This window comes from Herbaspirillum frisingense GSF30, assembly GCF_000300975.2.
In the GTDB taxonomy this organism is placed as follows: Bacteria; Pseudomonadota; Gammaproteobacteria; order Burkholderiales; family Burkholderiaceae_D; genus Herbaspirillum; species Herbaspirillum frisingense.
The window spans coordinates 58,154-76,497 of sequence record NZ_AEEC02000005.1 but is presented as its reverse complement, the minus strand read 5'-3'; the positions used below and the strand labels follow the sequence as shown (position 1 = coordinate 76,497).

Genomic DNA, 18,344 nt, shown 5'->3' with positions numbered 1-18,344 from the left:
CCGCGCCATGCCTGCCTCGCCGCCAGCCAGCTCCAACACGCCCGCAGTCGATCCCCTGGTCCTCGACCAGGCCATCGCCTGGCTGGTCCGCTTGCGGGCTGACGCCGGGCGCCACGGTGTGGATGCCCACCTGCAGGCGCAGATAGAGCACTGGTGTCGTGCCGACCCCTGTCATGCGCAGGTATGGCGTGATCTGATGGCTGCTGAAGAACAGTTCCAGCGCCTGGTGGCCCTGCCGGTTCCGGCCGGTCAATGGCAGGGACCACTCAAGCGACTGTCCCGCAGCCGGCAGGCGCGGCAGTCACGCCGTCGCTGGCTGGGCGGTGTCGCACTGGGTCTGGGGGGACTGGCCGTGGCGTCGCTGGCGGCGCGCCAGGCGGGCCTGCTGGACCTGCCGGAGCTGCTGCAGGCCGATGGCTACACCACCGCCACCGGCGCCCAGCGTCGGCTCAGCCTGAGCGACGGCACCCATCTGGCGCTCAACACTGATTCCCACATCCAGGTCCGTTTCGACGAGGAGCAGCGGCTGCTGGTGCTGCGCCAGGGTGAAATCTTCGTCGATACCGGCAAGGATGCCCAGGCCGCGCAGTATCGACCCTTGCGGGTCAGGACTGGGCAAGCGCTGCTGCAGGCACTGGGGACGCGTTTCGATGTGCGCCAGCAGGCGCAGAGTACCCGGCTCACGGTGATCGAGGGGCAGGTGGCGGTGCAGACGGCCAGCGGCATGCGCGAGGTCATCTTCCCCGGTGAGATGGTCGAGATCGATGCGCAGGGGCAACTGGCGCGCCAGGCCATCGTGACGGCCGCCATGGACCCCACGGCCTGGCTGGAACAGACCCTGGTGGCGCGCCAGATGCGGCTGGACGACCTGCTTGCCGAGATGGCCCGCTATCGCCATGGCTGGCTGCTGTGCGATCCGGCGGTGGCCGACTTGCGGGTGTCCGGCGTCTTCCAGTTGCAGGACAGCGACGCAGCCCTGGACTCGCTGGCCCGGACACTGCCGGTGGTCGTGCAGCGACGCACACGGTTCTGGGTGCGGCTGGCGGCGGCCGGCTAGTGAGTCAGGCAGCGGGCCAGGCAGTGCGCCGCGCGGGCTGATCGGGACGGGCCGGATTTTTTTCGCTTCCGCTTACGGGTTTTGGCGAACTCGTTCGGCATCCCAGTGTAGCCCGACGAATCGAACCGCTTGCGCATGCCCTCCACTCCATTCCTGTCCCTGAACTCCCGCACCGCCGGCATCACGCGCATGGCGCTGACGGCGCTGCTGCTGGCCCTCGGCGGCCTGGGCTTGTGGCCGGCCGAGGCCATGGCGCAGGACCGACGCCATTACGAGATCGCCGCCGGACCGCTGGAACAGGCCCTGAACCACTTCGCCCGCCAGGCTGGCATCACCCTGTCGTATGCGCCGGACATGGTGCAGGGCCGGCAGGTAGTGGCGCTGGCCGCTACGCTGGCGGTGGAGGATGGCCTGGCGCAGTTGCTGGCAGGTAGCGGCCTGCAGGCGGTACGTGCCGCCAATGGCAGCTATGGCCTGCAATGGCGCACCGGCATGGGTGAAGGCGGCGCGCCCATGCCGGTGCGCCAGCAGACGCAACGTCTGAAGGACGTCATCATCGACGGTCGTGGCGAACAGGCCGAGTTCGCCGAGGGCAGCGAGGGCTACGCCGTTGCCGCTAGCCAGAGCGCCACCCGCACCGTCACCCCCTTGCTGGAGATCGCCCAATCGCTGTCGGTCGTCACCCGTGCCGAAATGGAAGCACGCGGCGCGGACAGCATCCTCGACGTGCTGCGCTACATGCCCGGCGCCAACACCGAAACGCATGGCGTCGATCCACGCGGCTACGACTACTTCAACCTGCGCGGTTTCATCAATGCCCAGAACACCAGCAACTACCTCAATGGCCTGCGCCAGCCGGTGGCCGGCTTTGGCACGTTCCGCACCGAGGCATACGGGCTGGAACGGGTCGAAGTCTTGCGGGGAGCGGCGTCGGCCAGCTTCGGGCAGGCCGATCCGGGCGGGGTGGTCAACCGTATCAGCAAGGTGGCCGGAGACGATGCGCCCAACGAGATACAGGCCGGTATCGGCAGCTTCCAGCGGCGCCAGCTGGCGGCCGACCTGAGCGCTACCCTGGACGATGCAGGCCGGGTACAGGGCCGTCTGGTGGGCCTGGCGCTGGACAGCAATACCCAGTTCAGCTACGGCAATGGCAGTGCCGTGCCCAACGATCGTCTGTACCTGGCGCCCTCGCTGAAGCTGCAGCTGGGCGGCGACAGCCATCTGATCCTGCTGGCCGACTACCTGCGCGACCGCAGTGGCAGCGGCCGCTGGACGGCGGTACGTCCCGACGGCAGCCTGACTCATACGCTGGTAGGCGACCCCGGTACGGATCATCAGCGGGGCGAGCAATGGTCGCTGGGCTGGATGCTGGATCAGCGGCTGGATGCGACCTGGCGCCTGCAGCAGAATTTCCGCCACGCGGCGCTGCGGTCGGACTACTCGGTCCTCAACCCGGGCAGCTTGAGCGGCAGCGTGCTCTCGCGCAGCAGCGCCCGATACCAGACGCAACTGACCAGCACCCAGATCGATACCCGCCTGCAAGGCCGCTGGCAACAGGGGCCGCTCGACCATACCGTGCTGCTGGGGCTGGACCTGATGCAGATGCGTCAGGACGAGCAACGTTACCGGGGAACCGCGCCCGCGCTGGACCTGGCGCAGCCGGTCTATGGCATGCCCATAGCGCTGGCCTCCACCCTCTATGCGCAATTGCATGAAGAGATGCGCCAGACCGGCGTCTATGTCCAGGACCAGATCCGCGATGGCGCCTGGGTATGGACCCTGGGTAGTCGCCATGATCGCGTCACCGATAGCACTCGCAACGACATCGGGCCGTCCCGCCTGGATAGCCGCGCCCAGGCCTGGAGCCATCGCCTGGGCCTGGCCTGGACCCATTACCCCGCTCTGGTGCCGTATCTGAACTACAGCACCGCCTTCCTGCCGCAGGCCGGCCAGGACGCCGCGGGCCAGCCCTTTGCACCAGCCTACGGACGGCAACTGGAAGTCGGTCTCAAGTTCCAGCCACAGGGGCAGCGCCTGCTCTATACCGCCGCGCTCTACCAGGTCAGCAAGGACAACGTGCTCACCGCCGACCCGCAACACGCCAATGCCTACCTCACCCAGAGCCAGGTCCGCTCGCGCGGGGTGGAACTGGAGGCCAAGGGCAGGCTGCACCCAGGTCTCAACATTGCGGCCGCCTACGCGTATACCCAGGCCATCAACACGCGCCATGTCGATCCCGCCTTGCAAGGCAAGTCGCCGGTGCTGGTGCCACGTCATGCAGCCAGCCTGTGGCTGGACTACAGCCCAGGCCCGGTGTGGTCCGGCTGGGGGATAGGAGGGGGCGTGCGCTATGTCGGTCGCAACTACGCCAATGCCGACAACAGCGTGCGCAATGCCGCCGTACTGCTGCTGGACGCCATGCTGCGGCTGGACCAGGGGCATTGGCGCTATGCGCTCAACATCAGCAACCTGACCAACCGCCAGAGTACCTCCTGCCTGGCCGAGCCGACCCTGACCTGCTTCTGGGCCGAAGAACGGATGGCGCTCTTGAGCGCCCGCTATCGCTGGTAGCCAGAGGAAAGGGGACCCATCACCATGCAAGACAGGCAGGCAATACCTCACCACGATGCGACTGCATCGGACCTGCGCGAGCATTTCATCGGCCAAAGGCGGCGTCTGCGTGATGCGGCGCTGCGCATCCTGGGCTGTCCGCATCGCGCCGAGGACGTGGTGCAGGATGCCTACCTCAAGATCAGCGAAGTCCCGGCCGGGTTCGATATCCGCCAGCCCTCGGCCTACCTGCTGCGCATCGTGCGCAACCTGGCCATCGATCGTCATCGCCGCAGCGCCTTCGAGAGCGATGTCTTCGCCGTCGAGGAAGAGGGCCAGGCCGTTCACGAAGAGGCTCAGGGGCCGGAAGCCATCGCCATCAGCCGCCAGACGCTGGCGCTGATCAGCCACGCTTTGGCCAGCCTGCCGCCGCGCACGCGCCGGGCGTTCGAGCTGTATCGGCTGGGCGGCATGAGCCAGCGCGAGATCGCCGCTGAACTGGGAATATCGGCCACCCTGGTCAACTTCCTGATCCGTGACGCCATGGACAGTTGCCGCGCGCAGCTGCAAGCCGGCGCGACCTGTCATGGGACGGAGCGATAGGCTATGATGCGCACTCGTGCCGCCCTGATGGGTGGCGTGTTTTTTTCCGGTGTTTGCGCCTCGTCCCATCGATCCGTCCTCCATGTCCCAGCCTTCCGCTTCTTCCCTGTCGTGGCAGACCGCCGTCTCCTGGGTGATGCGCGAGCACGAACAGGACGGGCTCGACGAGCCTGAACAGCAGGCCCTGCAGCAATGGCTGCAGGCCGACCCCGCCCATCTGGCCGCCTATCGCGAAGCCCGCACCCTGTGGCTGGCGCTGGGCTTCATTCCCGCCCCCGGGGAGCGTGGCTGACGCGCGTCGCGCTTCTTCCACCAGATCACCACGCCGGTCACCGTCAACAGGCTCACCGCCAATCCCAGCAAAGCCAGCGCGATGCGCCAGGGCAGTCCGAACACATGGCCCATGTGCAGCGCGCCGAGCCAGTTGCTGAAGGTATTGCCGCTGCGGTCGCCTGTCGGCAGCCAGTGGCCGCGCACCTGGCCGCTGGCGGCATCGATCAGCAGTCCGGTATTGCCGACGTCGCTGCGCAGGTCGGCATTGCTGTGCACCATGTAGGCATACACCCCGCGCCGGCGGTCGTAATTCAGTCTTTCCTCGAAGTCGATCTGCAGTCCGCGTTCGCTGGCGAAACCGGCCATGGCCCGGCGTGCCATGGCATGCGCCTGCGGCCAGGACATCGGTGGCCCCGCCGTCAGTGGTGATGCATTGGCCAGGGGCGGCGCGGGGCGCCAACTGTAATCGAAGGGCAGCAGGCGCGACATCACCGGCAGATAGATCTGGTCGCGCAGGTTGAACATCACGCTGGACCAGGCCAGCATCAGCAGCAACACCCAACACCACAGGCCGAAGGCGCGATGCAGGTCGAGATTGACGCGATAGAAACCGGCCCGCCACTTGACCAGCCAGGCCGGCTTCCATTTCGCCAGGAAAGGTCGACCCCGTGGCCAGGTCAGGATCATGCCGACCAGGCAGTCCAGCGTCCACAGCGTGGCCACCACCCCCATCACCAAGGCCCCGGCCACGCGCGGCAAGGCCAGCGAGTGGTGCAGGTTGAACACCAGCGGCATCAGTGCCGACCGTTCCAGGCTGATCCTCTGGCGGTCCCGCAGCCCCTGGATCGCCCCGGTATGGGGATTGACCAGGACTTCGTCATACCCCAGCCGGAAGGGCTGGCCGGTGGCGCGGTCGATGGCCGGGCCGACCAGGAAACGTACCGTATGACCCGCTTGCGGATGCAGGATCAACTGGCTGACATCGGCCTGTGGCCCCAGCGCCAGCGCCACCCGTTCGCGCAGCGCGTACGGGTCCAGCATGGCCGAGGCCAGCTGGCCCGGGGCCGGATGCGCCAGATGCAGCTCCGGCGCCAGCCACAGATCGAGCTCGTCCTCGAAGGCCAGCAGGCTACCGGTCAGGCTGGCCACCAGCAGGAACAGGGCCAGCACCAGGCCGTTCCAGCGATGCAACAGGACCAGCGTGTGGCGGTCAGGTGCGTGGCGGCACAGCCAGGCGCTGGCCCGGCCGGCCAGGGGGGGGCGCATTACCATCGGGTGGTCAACTGGAGCAGTCCGGTGCGACGGGCGCCGTATTCACACAGTTCGGAGCAGTACGCGTAGACCCGGTCGGTCACGTTGTTGAGCTTGAGCGCCAGCTCGATATTGCGCCACTCGCTGTTGATGCGACCCAGGTCCATCCTCGCCCCGAAGTCCAGCAAGGTGACCGCCGGGGTTTCGAAGGTGTTGAGGGCATTGCCATAGGAGCGACCGATGTAACGTACCCCGGCCGAGAGATGGGCGCCGGCCATGGCGCCACGCTGGAAGCCATAGTCCACCAGAACGCCGGCATTGTGACGGGCCGCCCCAGGCAAGGCCTTGCCCACGGTGCTGGTGGCGCTGCTGCTGGAGGTATTGCTGGTGACCTTGGCATCGGTATAGCTGTAGCTGGAGGTCAGGTTCAACCCATCAGCGAGCGACATCTTGCCTTCCAGTTCCACCCCGCGCGAGCGCGCCTCCCCGGTCTGGATCGAGTAGCCGGCGTGGGCCAGATCGGCGGTAGCCACGTTCTGCCGGCGCAGGTCGAACACTGCCAGGGTGAACAGCGCATTGGTCCCCGGTGGCACGTACTTGATCCCGGTCTCGTACTGCTTGGCCCGTTCCGGCTTGAGCATGTCACCGCCATAGCTCAGGCCGGTGGTGGGCGTGAAGGACTCGGTATAGCTCAGGTAGGGCGAGAAGCCTCCCGCCATCTCATGTACCAGGCCGAGGTTGCGGGTATTGGCGCGGTCACTGCGGTCGGTGACGGTACGGGCGATGGCATTGCTCACCTTCTGGTCGGAGCGGTCGTGGCGCAGCCCGGCCGAGAGGATCCAGCGCTCGCCTATCCTGATCTGGTCCTGCAGGTAGAGGCCCATCTGGTCATCCTGGGTGCGCAGGTTGTAGTTCTCGGCCACCGCCGGCAGGTTGCCGTAGCTGGTGGTGTAGATGTTGGAGAACACATAGCCGGCCGCAGTATTGGGGCTGACGTAGCCGCGCACGGTACCGGCGGTATGGTGCAGGTCCAGGCCCATCAAGACCTTGTGCCTGAGCGGGCCGGTGCCGAAGTCCGCCTGCAACTGGTGGTCGGCGGTGAAGGTATTGGAGTCGGTCCCCAGGCGCCAGCGCTGCAGCGCCGCCACCGCCGACTGCGTGGCGGGGAAGAAGGCGGCGAAACGCAGGTTGTTGCGGGTACCGTTGTAGTCGGTGTAGCGCAGGTTCTGGCGGAAGCTCCAGACCTCGTTGAACTGGTGCGAGAACAGCGAACTGAGCGACCAGTTCTCGTAGCGCTCGTTGTTGTCGCCGGTGCGTCCCAGCGCGGTACTGGTGGGAATCTGGCCGTTCGGATTGGGGCTGACCGTGCCGCTGGCCGGGAACAGGTTGTTGGACAGGCCTTCACTACGCTGGTATTCGAAGCGGCCGGTCCATTCGGTACGCTCGTCCGGTCGCCAGGTGATGGCCGGCGCCAGGAACAGGCGGCGGTCCACGGTCCCGTCGACCTGGGTGCCGGCGTCGCGCGCCAGGCCGGTCAGGCGATAGGACCAGACTCCGGCGGCATCCAGGGCGCCGCCGAAATCACCGGCCACCTGCTTGCGGTCGAAGCTGCCCACTTGCACCTGCAGTTCGTGTAGCGCGGTGGTGGTCGGCTTCTTGGAGACCACGTTGATCAGCCCGCCCGGCGAATTCTGGCCAAACATCACCGAGGCCGGGCCATGCAGCAATTCGATGCGCTCCAGCCCATAGGGCTCGGGCGCATAGCGGCTGTAGCTGGCGTTGGACGAGGTCAGCATGCCATCGCGATAGAAAGAACCGCCATTGTTGAGCGCAAAGCCGCGCAGCAGCGAAGCCGTATCGACGATGGCGAATGCTCCCGTGGACACCTGCACGCCGCTGGTATAACCCAGGGCCTCGGCCACGGTGCGCGCCTGCTGGGTGGCGATCTGGTCGGCGGTCACCACCGAGATCGATTGCGGGGTCTCGGTGATGGCGGTGTCGGTCTTGGTGGCGGTGGCGCTGCGCCGGGCGACGAAGCCGTGCACCGGACCGGTGGCCTTTTCTTCTTCGGTGGCGGTGACGGTGACCTGCGGCAGGGCCGTGCTGGCAGGGTCGTTCTGCGCCCAGGCGGAGGAAGTTGCCGATAACCCGAGCAGGGCCAGTCGCAGGGACTGCACCAGCAGGCGGGGGCGCAGGGGAGAGCAAGGGAGCTTGTTGTTATATCGGTTGGTCATGGTCGAGAGCGAAATACGCAAGGAGGGATCGCCAGCCGGGCTGGCGCGTGCCGGATGGCGCGCTCTCTGATAGACGAATGAGAAGTGTTTGTGTTTAGGAGGGAGTCCGTGCGGCGAAACACGGCACCGCCTATCCGCTGCCTGCACACGGCATTGGTAGGTTGGTAGGTTCGAGCGACTGCATTATGATAGCCAGCCTGCCGACACCGCAGCCTGCGGGGTGCAGACACCATCGAGATGCAGAAAGTGAGTTCTTGCGCAATGACGCACGACGAAGACCCGATATCCCAGGATGACCGCGCAGCACGCGGCAGTGCCGGCGAGGTACTGCATGTTTTCCTCAAGCTGGGGCTGACTTCATTTGGAGGGCCGGTGGCGCACCTGGCGTATTTCCGCGACGAGCTCGTGGTGCGCCGCCGCTGGATTGGTGAAAGCAGCTATGCCGATCTGGTCGCGCTGTGCCAGTTCCTGCCCGGCCCGGCGTCCAGCCAGGTCGGTTTCGCCCTGGGCCTGTTGCGTGGCGGCCCGTGGGGCGCCCTGGCAGCCTGGGCGGCATTCACCTTGCCATCGGCGCTGTTGCTGCTGGTCTTTGGCCTGGTCGCTGGGAGCATGTCGGGTGTCCTCGGTACCGGTCTGCTGCACGGTCTGAAAATCGTGGCCGTGGCTGTGGTGGCCCAGGCGGTCTGGGGCATGGCGCGCACCATCACGCCCGACCGCCAGCGCATCAGCATCGCGCTGGGTGCGTTGATGATCGTGGTCGGCGCTGGCAGTGCCGTGGGCCAGATCGCCGCCATCCTGTTTGGTACCGTGGCCGGCTTGTTGTTCTGTCGCGACCTTGCCGTGACCCGCCGGGGGCAATTGGGATTCGGCGTGTCGCGCGGTGTCGGCCTGGCCTGCCTGGCTGCTTTCCTGCTGTTGCTGGTCGGCTTGCCGATGGTGGCGACGTGGTCCGGGCTACATGCTGTTTCGGTGTTTGATGCCTTCTATCGGTCGGCCTCACTGGTCTTCGGCGGTGGACATGTGGTGCTGCCCTTGCTGCAGGCCGAAGTGGTCGGCCCCGGCTGGGTCTCCAACGATGTCTTCCTGGCTGGCTATGGTGCCGCGCAGGCGGTACCGGGACCGCTCTTTACCTTTGCTGCCTACCTCGGCACGGTGATGCATGCCTTCCCCAATGGCGTGGCAGGTGCCGTGCTGTGCCTGCTGGCGATCTTCCTGCCGGGTTTCCTGCTGCTGTTGGGCGCGCTGCCGTTCTGGGACGACTTCCGGCAACGGCCGCTGGCCCAGGCCGCCATGCGCGGGGCCAATGCCGCCGTAGTCGGCCTGCTGGCGGGGGCGCTCTACAACCCGGTGTGGACCAGTGCAGTGTTCAATGCCCGCGATTTTGCGCTGGCCGTGACCGGCATGGTGCTGCTGATGGCCTGGCGCCTGCCGCCATTGGCGGTGGTGGTGATCCTGGCGCTGGGCGGGGTCCTGCTGCAGGCGCTCTGAAGCCTGGCTGCTGTTGCCGGGCTTGCAATCAGGAAACCCCTGATGGCGTGCGCGTGGTTGCCGTCCTATCGTGAATCCACGATAAGGAGGGAACCATGTGTACCAACGCCATGAGCATCGCACGCCGCCATCTGGGCATCATCGTCCGGCTGTGCGACATGTCCGAACAGGATGAACCGGTCGCCGAACTGGTGCGCGCCACCGTCAGGAACTGCCTGCTGGCGATGCAGACGGCCGGCACCGAAGCGGCCGAGGCCAGCGAGATCATCGGACAGCTGCTGCAGCATGAACTCGCCGGCGTCCCGGCCGACCGGGACAAATACCGCAAGGTGCTGGAAGCGGCCCACCTGCATGCCGAATACCTGATGCTGGCCGATCGCAGCGCCGCCCACTGAACGTCGCCACTGGCGGCCGCCGGCCGTCATGGCCTATCCCGTGTGATCAATAGCTGCCGTCGAACTGCTCGGCCGGTACCGGCTTGCCAAACAGGTAGCCCTGGTAGCGGGTGCAACCCAGGGCCGCCAGGAATTGCTGCTGCTCGCGGGTCTCGACGCCTTCGGCAATGACTTCCAGACCGAGCGCATCGGCCAGGGCGATGATGCTCCTGGCGATGGCGACATCGCTGGGTGTGGCCAGCAATTCACGGACGAAGGACTGATCGATCTTGAGCTGATCCAGCGGCAGGCGCTTCAGCAGCGACAGCGAGGAGTAGCCGGTACCGAAATCGTCCAGCGCCAGCGTCAGCCCATGGCGCTTCAACTCCAGCATCTTGTCGATGGTGGCTTGCACGTCCTCCACCATGGCCGACTCCGTCAACTCCAGCTTGAGGTGGGCAGCCTGAGCGCCGGTCTCTTCGATGGTGCGCAGGATGTCCTGCACGAAATCCGGCTGACGCAGCTGGAGCGCGCTCACATTGACCGCGATGACCACCGGTGGCCGATTGCCGTTGTCGCTGCGGTTCCAGCGCACGGATTGGCGACAGGCCTGCTCGAACACCCAATGTCCCAGTGGCAGGATCAGGCCCGAGGCCTCCGCCACGGGAATGAAGAGGCCAGGCGAGACCGGGCCCCGGAAGGGATTGTGCCAGCGCGCCAGGGCTTCCACGCCGATCAGGCGACCGGCCTGGTCGCGCTGCGGCTGGTAGTGCAGGCTGAACTCCCCATTCTCGATGGCGCGGCGCAGGTCGTTTTCCAGGCCGGTGCGGAAATGCAGGGCCGATTCCATTTCCTGGTTGAACAGGCAGAAGGTATTGCGTCCCGCCTTCTTGGCCGCGTACATGGCCAGATCACCCTGGCGCAGCAGGTCCTGCACGCTGGCATGCGGGTCCTGCATCAATGCCACGCCGACCGAGCAGGTCGCGAAATGGCCGACGCCATGGAAGTCGAAGCGCGCCTGCATGGCATCGATGATGCGCTGGGCGAACTGGCTGGCCAGCAACTGGGCCTGTTGTGCCGGCAGTGCATCGAGCAGCACCACGAATTCGTCTCCGCCCAGACGCGCCACCATGCCGGTGCGGCCGACCAGGTTCTGCAGACGCAGCGCCACCTGCTGCAGAAGCTGGTCGCCAACGGTGTGGCCCATGGCGTCATTGAGGTCCTTGAAGTTGTCGACGTCGACGAAGAACAATGCTCCCACGCCTTGACTGCTGTCAGCCGTTTGGCCACGGTGGCTGGCGGGCTGGATCTTCTCCAGCAGCAGGCGGCGGTTGGGCAGGCCGGTGAGCGGGTCGTAGAAAGCCAGTTGACGGGTTTCCTCCTGCAGGCGCTTCTGGCTGCTGATGTCCAGCAGCGTCCCGACATAGTGACTTACACCACCGGCGGGGTCATTCACCGCGGTCAGGGTGAGCACGGCATGGAATTCGTCGCCACCGCGACGCTGTACGCAGAGCTCGCCCTGCCATTTCCCCTGGCTCTGGATCAGGGCCCACAGGCTGGTCCGGAAATCCCGGTCTTCCTGCTCCTGACGGCAGGGCGGCATCCCCTGGTCATCCAGGTCAGGGTCGCCCTGTCGATAACCGGTCAACTCGGTGAAGGCGGCGTTGACATCGAGCACGCTACGATCGGCACCCATGACCCAGATCGCCTCCGAAGAATGGAAGGCCGCCGCAGCGATACGCAATGAGGCTTCGCTTTGCCTGAGCCTGGCGGTGCGGCGGGCGACTTCCCGGCGCAGGTAGGCGGCGATCAGCAAGGCGCAGACCAGCAGCGCCAGGGCGCCGCCCAGCAACCACCACATATACGTCGGCAGCGAGGTCGCGCCACGGCCCCACTTGCGCAGGATATCGAAGTAGATGGATTGCGGATCGGCCTGCCACTGTGACAGGGCGCGGTCAATGGCCGCCAGGGTCTCCGGGGGTTGTTGCTTGCTGCTCACGAAGAACAGCTTGACCGGCTGGAACACGATGCTGGTGTCGGCCAGGCGATAGCGGTCGGCCAGCATGTCGCCCGCCTGCTGGCTGGCGATGATGCCATCGATCTGGCCGGCGGCAGTCATGCGGAAACCTTCTTCCACGCTCTTCAACGGCACCAGGGTGAGCTTGATCCCCGAATTGTCCATCAAGGCACGGAAATAACCGGACTGCACCGAGCTGTCGAGCAGGCCGATCTTCTTGCCCTTGAGATCGAACACCGAATCGATCACCACGGACTGGTTGCGATACAGGATGGACCAGCTATAGAGAGCCGGCACGGCGGAGTATTGCAGCACTTTTTCACGCTGCTCGGTCCAGGCCACATCGGGGAGGATATCGATCCTCCCTTCTTCGGCCCATTGCAGGCAGGTCTGCCATTCGCAGGGCACGAAACGCAGTTGCCAGTCCTCGCGGCTGGCGATCTGGCGCAGCAGGTCGATGTGCAGGCCGGAGGCGGTCCCGGCACTGTCGAAGAAGATCTTGGGCGGATTCTGGTAGACGCCGACGGACAGCACCTTGGCCTGGCCCTCGGAAAGGGTCAGCAGGCAGCACAACAGGAGCAGGAGGCGCCATGGACGCCACCCCTTGCTCCACCCCTTGCGCTGCACGCCCGCGGCCACACCCTGGCCCGGCTGCCTTGCCTCTGTCGCAGGCGGATTGCTGGCCGACATGTTTGCCACAGCGATGTGTTCCTTATTTGGTTTTTTGTCTACTTTATAGAACATCAAACCAAATTGGAACGTTTACCGCCATTGCCAGTTACGTCGGTTTGTTGGCATCAGCCGGGGCAAGGGGAAAACGCGGGGGCGTAGCGTACGCCCCCGCGCTCTTAGAAGAATCCCTGGGTTGGCAGGCGGACCTGGTTCGCGCTCAGGTTGCCCAGTGCAAAGGCCTTGTGCGAGGTCGGGTTGTGGGTGGAGATGGTGCGGATGTTGCGCCAGTGACGATCCAGATTGGCCGAGGTGAGGGTGGCCGAGGCTCCGGCGATGTCGAACAGGGCCGTGGCGGCGTGATGGGCGATGCGATCCACCACCACCTTGGCGCGTGCGGCGGCAGCGGCGGCATCCTGCAGGCGATCATCGGCATCGGCCGCATTGCTCTTCAGGGCTGCATAGGCGCGGTTGGCCTCGGCGGCGGCGGCCAGCACGATGGCGCGGGTGGCGAAGGCATCGGCATCGCGTTCGCCCAGGGCGCTCAGCAGGATAGGGTCATCGGCCGCCGCCGGTGTGGGGGCGTAGTAGTAATTGCGCTTGCGTTTGGACAGCAGCGCGCTGGCGTCGCGTGCCACTGCGCTGACCACGCCGGCTATGACCGCCGTGAGGAACAGTTGCGCAATGGTCGAGCCCAGCACCGCCTGGCGCGCTGGTACCTGATCCGGCAGCAGCACTTCGTGCGGGGCCACCAGGACATTCTCGAAGTTGGTGGTGCCGCTGCCGGTCAGCCGCTGGCCCATGCCGTACCAGTCATCCACGGTCTGCACGCCTTCGCGCTGGCGCGGCAGCAGGACCACCGCGCGGCGGCCGTCTTCCACCGACACCGTCACGTGCAGCCAGTCGGCGAAGAGGGAACCGGTCGAATAGAACTTCTGGCCGTTGAGCACATAGTGCTCACCCTGGCGGACCAGACGCGTAGACAGCACACCGGCGCCGCCGATCTGCGCCTGTCCCAGTTCGGTATGGGAGGCGCCGATCAGGTCGCCGGCACGCACGCGCTCGCGCAGTGCGGCCACGCCCGGATGTTGCAGCGGTGCGTTGAGCACGCGTTCCAGGGCCACATGGTGATTGCGCCAGATGTGGGCGATGTTGGGATCGGCCGCACCCAGTTCGATGGCGGTCTCCAGGGTCTGCACGAAGGTGGCGCCACCGCCACCGTAATCGGCGTCGAGCCGCCTTGCACCGAATCCGGTGGCCTTGATTTCTTCGATCAGGGCAAAGGGTTGTTCACGCTGTGCATCGCGCTGGGCGGCGCCGTCGGCAATGCGCTGCAGGAGGTCGGAGGGAAGTGTGCTCATGAGGTCGATGGTGTCCGGGAGAATGGATGCCGCAGGCCGGATGGCCGGGATGAGCACATCATAGAGCTCCGGGCAGGCAAGCCAAACTGCGCATTTCGCATTAGCTTGCTTGGGCCAGTCATATGCGGCCGATATGGCCGATATGGCCGATGTGGCGGACACCAGCGCTCAGTTTTCGCTTACGGTGGGTGGAGAACGTCTGAACCGGGCGATCAGGAACTTTGCGCATTCATAAGCAGGGAAGGCAAGGACGCCCCAGGCAAATGCCATGACAAGCTCAGGCAACGGCAATGACGAGAAATGGAAGGCCTCGGTCAGTGCCGGAACGTACAAGGCCGCCAGCAGCATGGTCACGGCGAGCGCCGAAATAATCAGTGCCGCACCATTGCTCGGGTAGAGCGCCTGCAGGAAGTGGCGTCCAGGGGCCAGCGCCGAAAACATCAGACTGAGATTGAGCACGACCAGCACGATGAACCCGGCAGCACGGGCCTGGCCTGGCGCGAGTCGTTCCAGAAACCAGGCATAGCCGCAGACCGCGAACCCCAGGGCCAGACCGGCCTGCATCACCGCCAGCAGGAGGGTGCGCATTTCCAGCAGCGGCGCGTTGCCATTGCGCCCCGGCGCACCGCGCTCGCTGCCGTCCGTTGCCGCATTCTCAAAGGCCAGCGTACAGGCAGGGTCGACGATCAGCTCCAGGAAAGCAATCTGCATCGGATAGAGGATCAAGGGCCAGCCGCAGATGACAGGCAGCAATGCCATGCCGGCGATAGGCACATGCATGGACAGGACGTAGGTCATCGCGCTGCGCATTCTGGAGAAAATCCGGCGCCCCGTCAGGATGCCCTCCACGATGGAAGAAAAGTTGTCGTCCAGCAGGATCAGCGAGCCGGCCTCCCTGGCGACATCGGTACCGCGCCCTCCCATGGCGATACCGACATGCGCGGCCTTGAGCGCAGGCGCATCGTTGACGCCGTCGCCGGTCATGGCGACGACCTGTCCATCGGCCTTCAGTGCCGCCACGATGCGCAACTTCTGCTGGGGCGTGATGCGCGCGAAGACGCTGGTGGTGCGCAGCCGGCGGGTGAGTTCGTGCTCATCCAAGGCCTGCACCTCATCGCCCAGCAATATCCGGTCGGCACTGATGCCGGCCTCCCTCGCGATGGTCTGCGCCGTGCCGGGATGATCACCGGTGATCATGATGACCCTGATCCCGGCCCGATGACAGGCCTGGATCGCAGCCGGCACGGCCTCTCGCAGTGGATCGGCCAGTGCCAGCAGGCCGAGGTAGCGCAGTGCGAAGCCGGTCTGCGAGGCCGGTAACGGACCGCTCCAGTTGCAGGTGGCGACGGCGATCACGCGCAAGCCGTGGCTGGCCAGGTGCAGGACATCGTGCTGCATCTGTTGCACTTCTGCCGGCGCCAACCCACACAAGGATGCAATCGCCTCCGGCGCCCCCTTGGTCGCTACCAGCAAGGGAGTGTCTGCATCGCCTTTCCAGACCAGCGTCATCGCCCGCAACTCGGGACTGAGCGGGTATTCCTGCAACAGCTGCGTGACCGCCGGTGGTGCGAAGCGTTTGGCGCTTTCCCCGGCCAGCTGATGAAAGGCCTTCTCCATGGGGTCGGTGGGACGCTGGCTGCTCGCCAGGGCTGCGGTTTCCAGCAGCGTGCGCCACTGCGGCGAGGTGATGCCGACGTCGCTCTCATCGAAGTAGAGATGGTGCCCGGCGCTCATCGCCTGTACGACACGCATCCGGTTCTCTGTCAGTGTTCCGGTCTTGTCGGTGCACAGGACCGTGATCGAACCCAGGGCCTCGACCGCCGACAGGCGTCGCGTCAGCACATTGGCCCGCGCCATGCGCCATGCCCCGATGGCAGGAAAGACCGTGAGGATGATGGGAAGCTCTTCCGGCAGCAGCGACATCGACAAGGCGATTCCCATCAACAGGGCCTCGGTCCAGCGGCCATGGGCATAGCCTTCGAGAACCACGAGAAGGGCGCTCAGCGCCAGGCCGGCTGCGGCAAACACCTTGACTGCACGAGCCACGTGCCGCTGCATCGGGCTCGGTTCCTCGACCAGCTCATGCAGCAGACTGCTGATCTTTCCCAGTTCACTGCGGGCCCCTGTAGCGCTCACCCGGGCGATACCACTGCCTCGTACGACCAATGTGCCTGATCGCACCAGCATCGCGCTGTCGGTTTGCGCAGGGGAGGGCTGATGCAATTCGGGTGTCATTGGTGGGCTGCGCTTTTCCACCGGGCAAGCCTCTCCGGTCAGCAATGATTCATCGATCTGCAGATTGGTGGCCTCGAGAACGTCCGCGTCTGCCGGCACCCGGGCGCCTTCCTCCAGAAGGATCAGGTCGCCCCGCACCAGATCCTGGCTGGGCACGCGCACCGTCCGACCCGCGCGGATTACAAGGGCGGTGGGGCTGTTGAGCACGCGCAGGGCGGACAGCGCATGCTCGGTCTTTCCCTCCTGATAGAGTGTCAGCGCCACGGTGAGCGCAACCATGAACAATAACAACAAGCCTTCGCGCAGATCGCCCAGGGCCAGATAGATGGCAGCGGCCGACAGCAGGAGCACGAACATCGGCTCCTTCAGAACATTGATCAGAGCCCGTCCCATCCGGCGCCGTTCGGATGTCAACACGTTCGGCCCGTCCTCGGCAAGGATGCGCGCCACTTCGGAAGGTAACAGGCCTTGGTAATCATCCTTCGACTCTCGCATCCGAACCTCCCTCGATGTGCATAGCGATATTGCTTCGGCCGATTTATCTGATCTGCATCAGTTCTTCGTCGCGCATGTCGCCCATCATGGACGGCAGCTATTTCGGCTCGGGCGCGGTTCCTGCCCTGGGTCACCGACGTCAGGACAGACAATGCGAATGTTGACTATTTCCCTATTGGCGAGCATGGCACTCTTGATCATCTATGTCGTTTTCTACTTCGTCGTTCAGTACGTCGTTCAGGACTGAATTTCAAGGCAGTGAATACGGACCACTCCCATCACGGCGGGATGGCCCGGTAGTGCTGCGCAACCAGGCGCGCCACGGCGCAGGAGGCCAGCCGTGTTTCACGTGAATCGGCGCGGCTGGTCAGCACCAGCGGCAGGCGTGCGCCAAGCACCAGACCGGCACTGACGGCACCACCCAGATATTCCAGTTGCTTGGCCAGCAGATTGCCGCTTTCCAGATCGGGGACCACCAGGATATCCGCCTGTCCCGCCACATCCGAGACGATGCCCTTGACCCGTGCCGATACCGGCGAGACCGCATTGTCGAAGGCCAGCGGGCCATCCAGTACGCCGCCGGTGATCTGCCCGCGATCGGCCATCTTGCATAGTGCGGCGGCGTCCAGCGTGGCCGGCATCCTCGGATTGACCGTCTCCACCGCCGCCAGGATGGCCACCCTGGGCAGCTTGACGCCAATGGCCTGGGCCAGGTCGATGGCGTTGCGGATGATGTCGGCCTTTTCTTCCAGCGTCGGTTCGATGTTCACGGCTGCATCGGTGATGATGAAGGGCCGCGGGTAGGAGGGCGTCTGCATCAGGTAGCAATGGCTCATGCGGCGCTTGGTGCGCAGCGCCGGGCTGGCCACCACGGCGCTCATGAATTCGTCGGTATGCAGGCTGCCTTTCATCAGCATCTCCACCTGTCCCTGGCTGGCCAGCTCTACCGCACGTGCCGCCGCCGCGTGGCTATGGGGAACGTCTTCGATGGGGAACGCGGAGATATCCAGCTTCTGCTGCGCCGCCAGGGCCAGCAGCTTGGCCCGGGGCGCCACCAGTACCGGCAGGATGATGCCGGCGGCTTGGGCGTCCAGTACCGCCGACAGGCTGGCCGCGTCGCAGGGGTGGACGATGGCGACCTTGACCGGCCCCAGCTGGCGCGTATGGTCGAGCAACTGTTGCAGCTCGCCATTGCCCATCTTCATGCTGACTTCCGGCAAGGTGGTCCGGCGTCGCACGATGGATTCGGTGGGTGCGATGACGTCGGCCTCGCCTTCGATCACGATGACATTGTCCTGATTGACGCAGGCGCATTTGAGCGTCAGCCGGTGCCGGGCTTCGTCACGTGCGACCACGGTGACGCTGGTCTGCAGCGTATCGCCGATGCGGACCGGATGCAGGAACCGCAGGGTCTGGCCGAGATAGATCGTGCCTGGCCCCGGCAGCCGGGTCCCCAGTACCGCCGAGATCAATGCGCCGCCGAACATGCCATGCGCGATCAGCCCGTGGAACCGGCTTTCCTTGGCGAAGGCGGCATCCAGATGCTGGGGATTGGCGTCACCGGAGATGACGGCGAAGAGCTGGATGTCGGCCGAGGTGAGCGTGCGGGTGATGGTGGCAGTGTCACCGATGGCGATTTCCGCGAAGACCCGGTTGCGGATCAGGCCGAGCAGGTCGTCGCTGGCGTGCGTTTCTGTCATGTTGGCGGGGCTGCCTGATGATGCTTGGGTCATGGTG

The 18,344-nt window shown here is 65.5% G+C and carries 12 protein-coding genes; 6 read left to right on the top strand and 6 right to left on the bottom strand.

Annotated features, from left to right (window positions below; genetic code table 11):
• Positions 1 to 7 precede the first annotated feature (7 nt).
• From HFRIS_RS05245 to HFRIS_RS05230, 4 genes are all read left to right on the top strand, one after another.
• The gene (locus tag HFRIS_RS05245; protein ID WP_006462212.1) at positions 8 to 1,057 is read left to right on the top strand and encodes a FecR family protein; all 1,050 of its coding nucleotides are present in this window, start codon (positions 8 to 10) and stop codon (positions 1,055 to 1,057) included.
• Positions 1,058 to 1,192: 135 nt separating this feature from the next.
• Positions 1,193 to 3,628, top strand: coding sequence for a TonB-dependent siderophore receptor (locus tag HFRIS_RS05240; protein WP_006462211.1), 2,436 nt, complete (start codon positions 1,193 to 1,195; stop codon positions 3,626 to 3,628).
• 24 nt (positions 3,629 to 3,652) lie between these two features.
• Positions 3,653 to 4,210 carry an RNA polymerase factor sigma-70 gene (locus tag HFRIS_RS05235; RefSeq protein ID WP_006462210.1) on the top strand — a complete coding sequence of 186 codons (558 nt, stop codon included), beginning with the start codon at positions 3,653 to 3,655 and terminating at the stop codon, positions 4,208 to 4,210.
• 82 nt (positions 4,211 to 4,292) lie between these two features.
• The gene (locus HFRIS_RS05230) at positions 4,293 to 4,502 is read left to right on the top strand and encodes a DUF4880 domain-containing protein (RefSeq protein WP_006462209.1); all 210 of its coding nucleotides are present in this window, start codon (positions 4,293 to 4,295) and stop codon (positions 4,500 to 4,502) included.
• On the opposite strand, the gene HFRIS_RS05225 is transcribed toward HFRIS_RS05230, so the two are convergent.
• The gene (locus HFRIS_RS05225) at positions 4,436 to 5,749 is read right to left on the bottom strand and encodes a PepSY-associated TM helix domain-containing protein (RefSeq protein WP_006462207.1); all 1,314 of its coding nucleotides are present in this window, start codon (positions 5,747 to 5,749) and stop codon (positions 4,436 to 4,438) included. The genes HFRIS_RS05230 and HFRIS_RS05225 overlap by 67 nt on opposite strands.
• Entirely contained in the window at positions 5,749 to 7,968 is a 2,220-nt protein-coding gene (locus HFRIS_RS05220; RefSeq protein WP_039874488.1) for a TonB-dependent siderophore receptor, read from the bottom strand. Before HFRIS_RS05220 ends, HFRIS_RS05225 begins: the two co-directional genes overlap by 1 nt.
• A gap of 261 nt (positions 7,969 to 8,229) precedes the next feature.
• Between HFRIS_RS05220 and chrA the strand changes: the two genes are divergently transcribed.
• Complete coding sequence (gene chrA, locus HFRIS_RS05215) at positions 8,230 to 9,456, top strand: chromate efflux transporter (protein WP_006462203.1); 1,227 nt, start codon at positions 8,230 to 8,232, stop codon at positions 9,454 to 9,456.
• A 95-nt stretch (positions 9,457 to 9,551) separates the two neighbouring features.
• Positions 9,552 to 9,851 carry a hypothetical protein gene (locus HFRIS_RS05210; RefSeq protein WP_006462202.1) on the top strand — a complete coding sequence of 100 codons (300 nt, stop codon included), beginning with the start codon at positions 9,552 to 9,554 and terminating at the stop codon, positions 9,849 to 9,851.
• 46 nt (positions 9,852 to 9,897) lie between these two features.
• On the opposite strand, the gene HFRIS_RS05205 is transcribed toward HFRIS_RS05210, so the two are convergent.
• The 4 genes from HFRIS_RS05205 to HFRIS_RS05190 form a co-directional block, all read right to left on the bottom strand.
• Positions 9,898 to 12,537 (bottom strand): EAL domain-containing protein, encoded by a 2,640-nt coding sequence (locus HFRIS_RS05205; RefSeq protein WP_006462201.1) that lies wholly within the window; start codon positions 12,535 to 12,537, stop codon positions 9,898 to 9,900.
• Between the two features lie 158 nt (positions 12,538 to 12,695).
• On the bottom strand, positions 12,696 to 13,877 hold the full coding sequence (locus HFRIS_RS05200; RefSeq protein WP_051110879.1) for an acyl-CoA dehydrogenase family protein: 1,182 nt from the start codon (positions 13,875 to 13,877) through the stop codon (positions 12,696 to 12,698).
• A gap of 168 nt (positions 13,878 to 14,045) precedes the next feature.
• A complete protein-coding gene (locus tag HFRIS_RS05195; RefSeq protein ID WP_039874485.1) occupies positions 14,046 to 16,607 on the bottom strand; it encodes a cation-translocating P-type ATPase in 2,562 nt (853 codons plus the stop codon).
• Positions 16,608 to 16,885: 278 nt separating this feature from the next.
• Positions 16,886 to 18,307, bottom strand: coding sequence for a bifunctional enoyl-CoA hydratase/phosphate acetyltransferase (locus HFRIS_RS05190; RefSeq protein WP_006462198.1), 1,422 nt, complete (start codon positions 18,305 to 18,307; stop codon positions 16,886 to 16,888).
• Between the last annotated feature and the right edge of the window lie 37 nt (positions 18,308 to 18,344).

Bases quoted from the DNA above. Each gene is read 5' to 3' on its own strand.
- HFRIS_RS05245 (WP_006462212.1), top strand. From the start codon at position 8: ATGCCTGCCTCGCCGCCAGCCAGCTCCAACACGCCCGCAGTCGATCCC.
- HFRIS_RS05195 (WP_039874485.1), bottom strand. From the start codon at position 16,607: ATGCGAGAGTCGAAGGATGATTACCAAGGCCTGTTACCTTCCGAAGTG.
- HFRIS_RS05230 (WP_006462209.1), top strand. From the start codon at position 4,293: ATGTCCCAGCCTTCCGCTTCTTCCCTGTCGTGGCAGACCGCCGTCTCC.
- HFRIS_RS05240 (WP_006462211.1), top strand. From the start codon at position 1,193: ATGCCCTCCACTCCATTCCTGTCCCTGAACTCCCGCACCGCCGGCATC.
- HFRIS_RS05200 (WP_051110879.1), bottom strand. From the start codon at position 13,877: ATGAGCACACTTCCCTCCGACCTCCTGCAGCGCATTGCCGACGGCGCC.
- HFRIS_RS05205 (WP_006462201.1), bottom strand. From the start codon at position 12,537: ATGTCGGCCAGCAATCCGCCTGCGACAGAGGCAAGGCAGCCGGGCCAG.
- HFRIS_RS05220 (WP_039874488.1), bottom strand. From the start codon at position 7,968: ATGACCAACCGATATAACAACAAGCTCCCTTGCTCTCCCCTGCGCCCC.
- HFRIS_RS05235 (WP_006462210.1), top strand. From the start codon at position 3,653: ATGCAAGACAGGCAGGCAATACCTCACCACGATGCGACTGCATCGGAC.
- HFRIS_RS05210 (WP_006462202.1), top strand. From the start codon at position 9,552: ATGTGTACCAACGCCATGAGCATCGCACGCCGCCATCTGGGCATCATC.
- chrA (WP_006462203.1), top strand. From the start codon at position 8,230: ATGACGCACGACGAAGACCCGATATCCCAGGATGACCGCGCAGCACGC.
- HFRIS_RS05190 (WP_006462198.1), bottom strand. From the start codon at position 18,307: ATGACAGAAACGCACGCCAGCGACGACCTGCTCGGCCTGATCCGCAAC.
- HFRIS_RS05225 (WP_006462207.1), bottom strand. From the start codon at position 5,749: ATGCGCCCCCCCCTGGCCGGCCGGGCCAGCGCCTGGCTGTGCCGCCAC.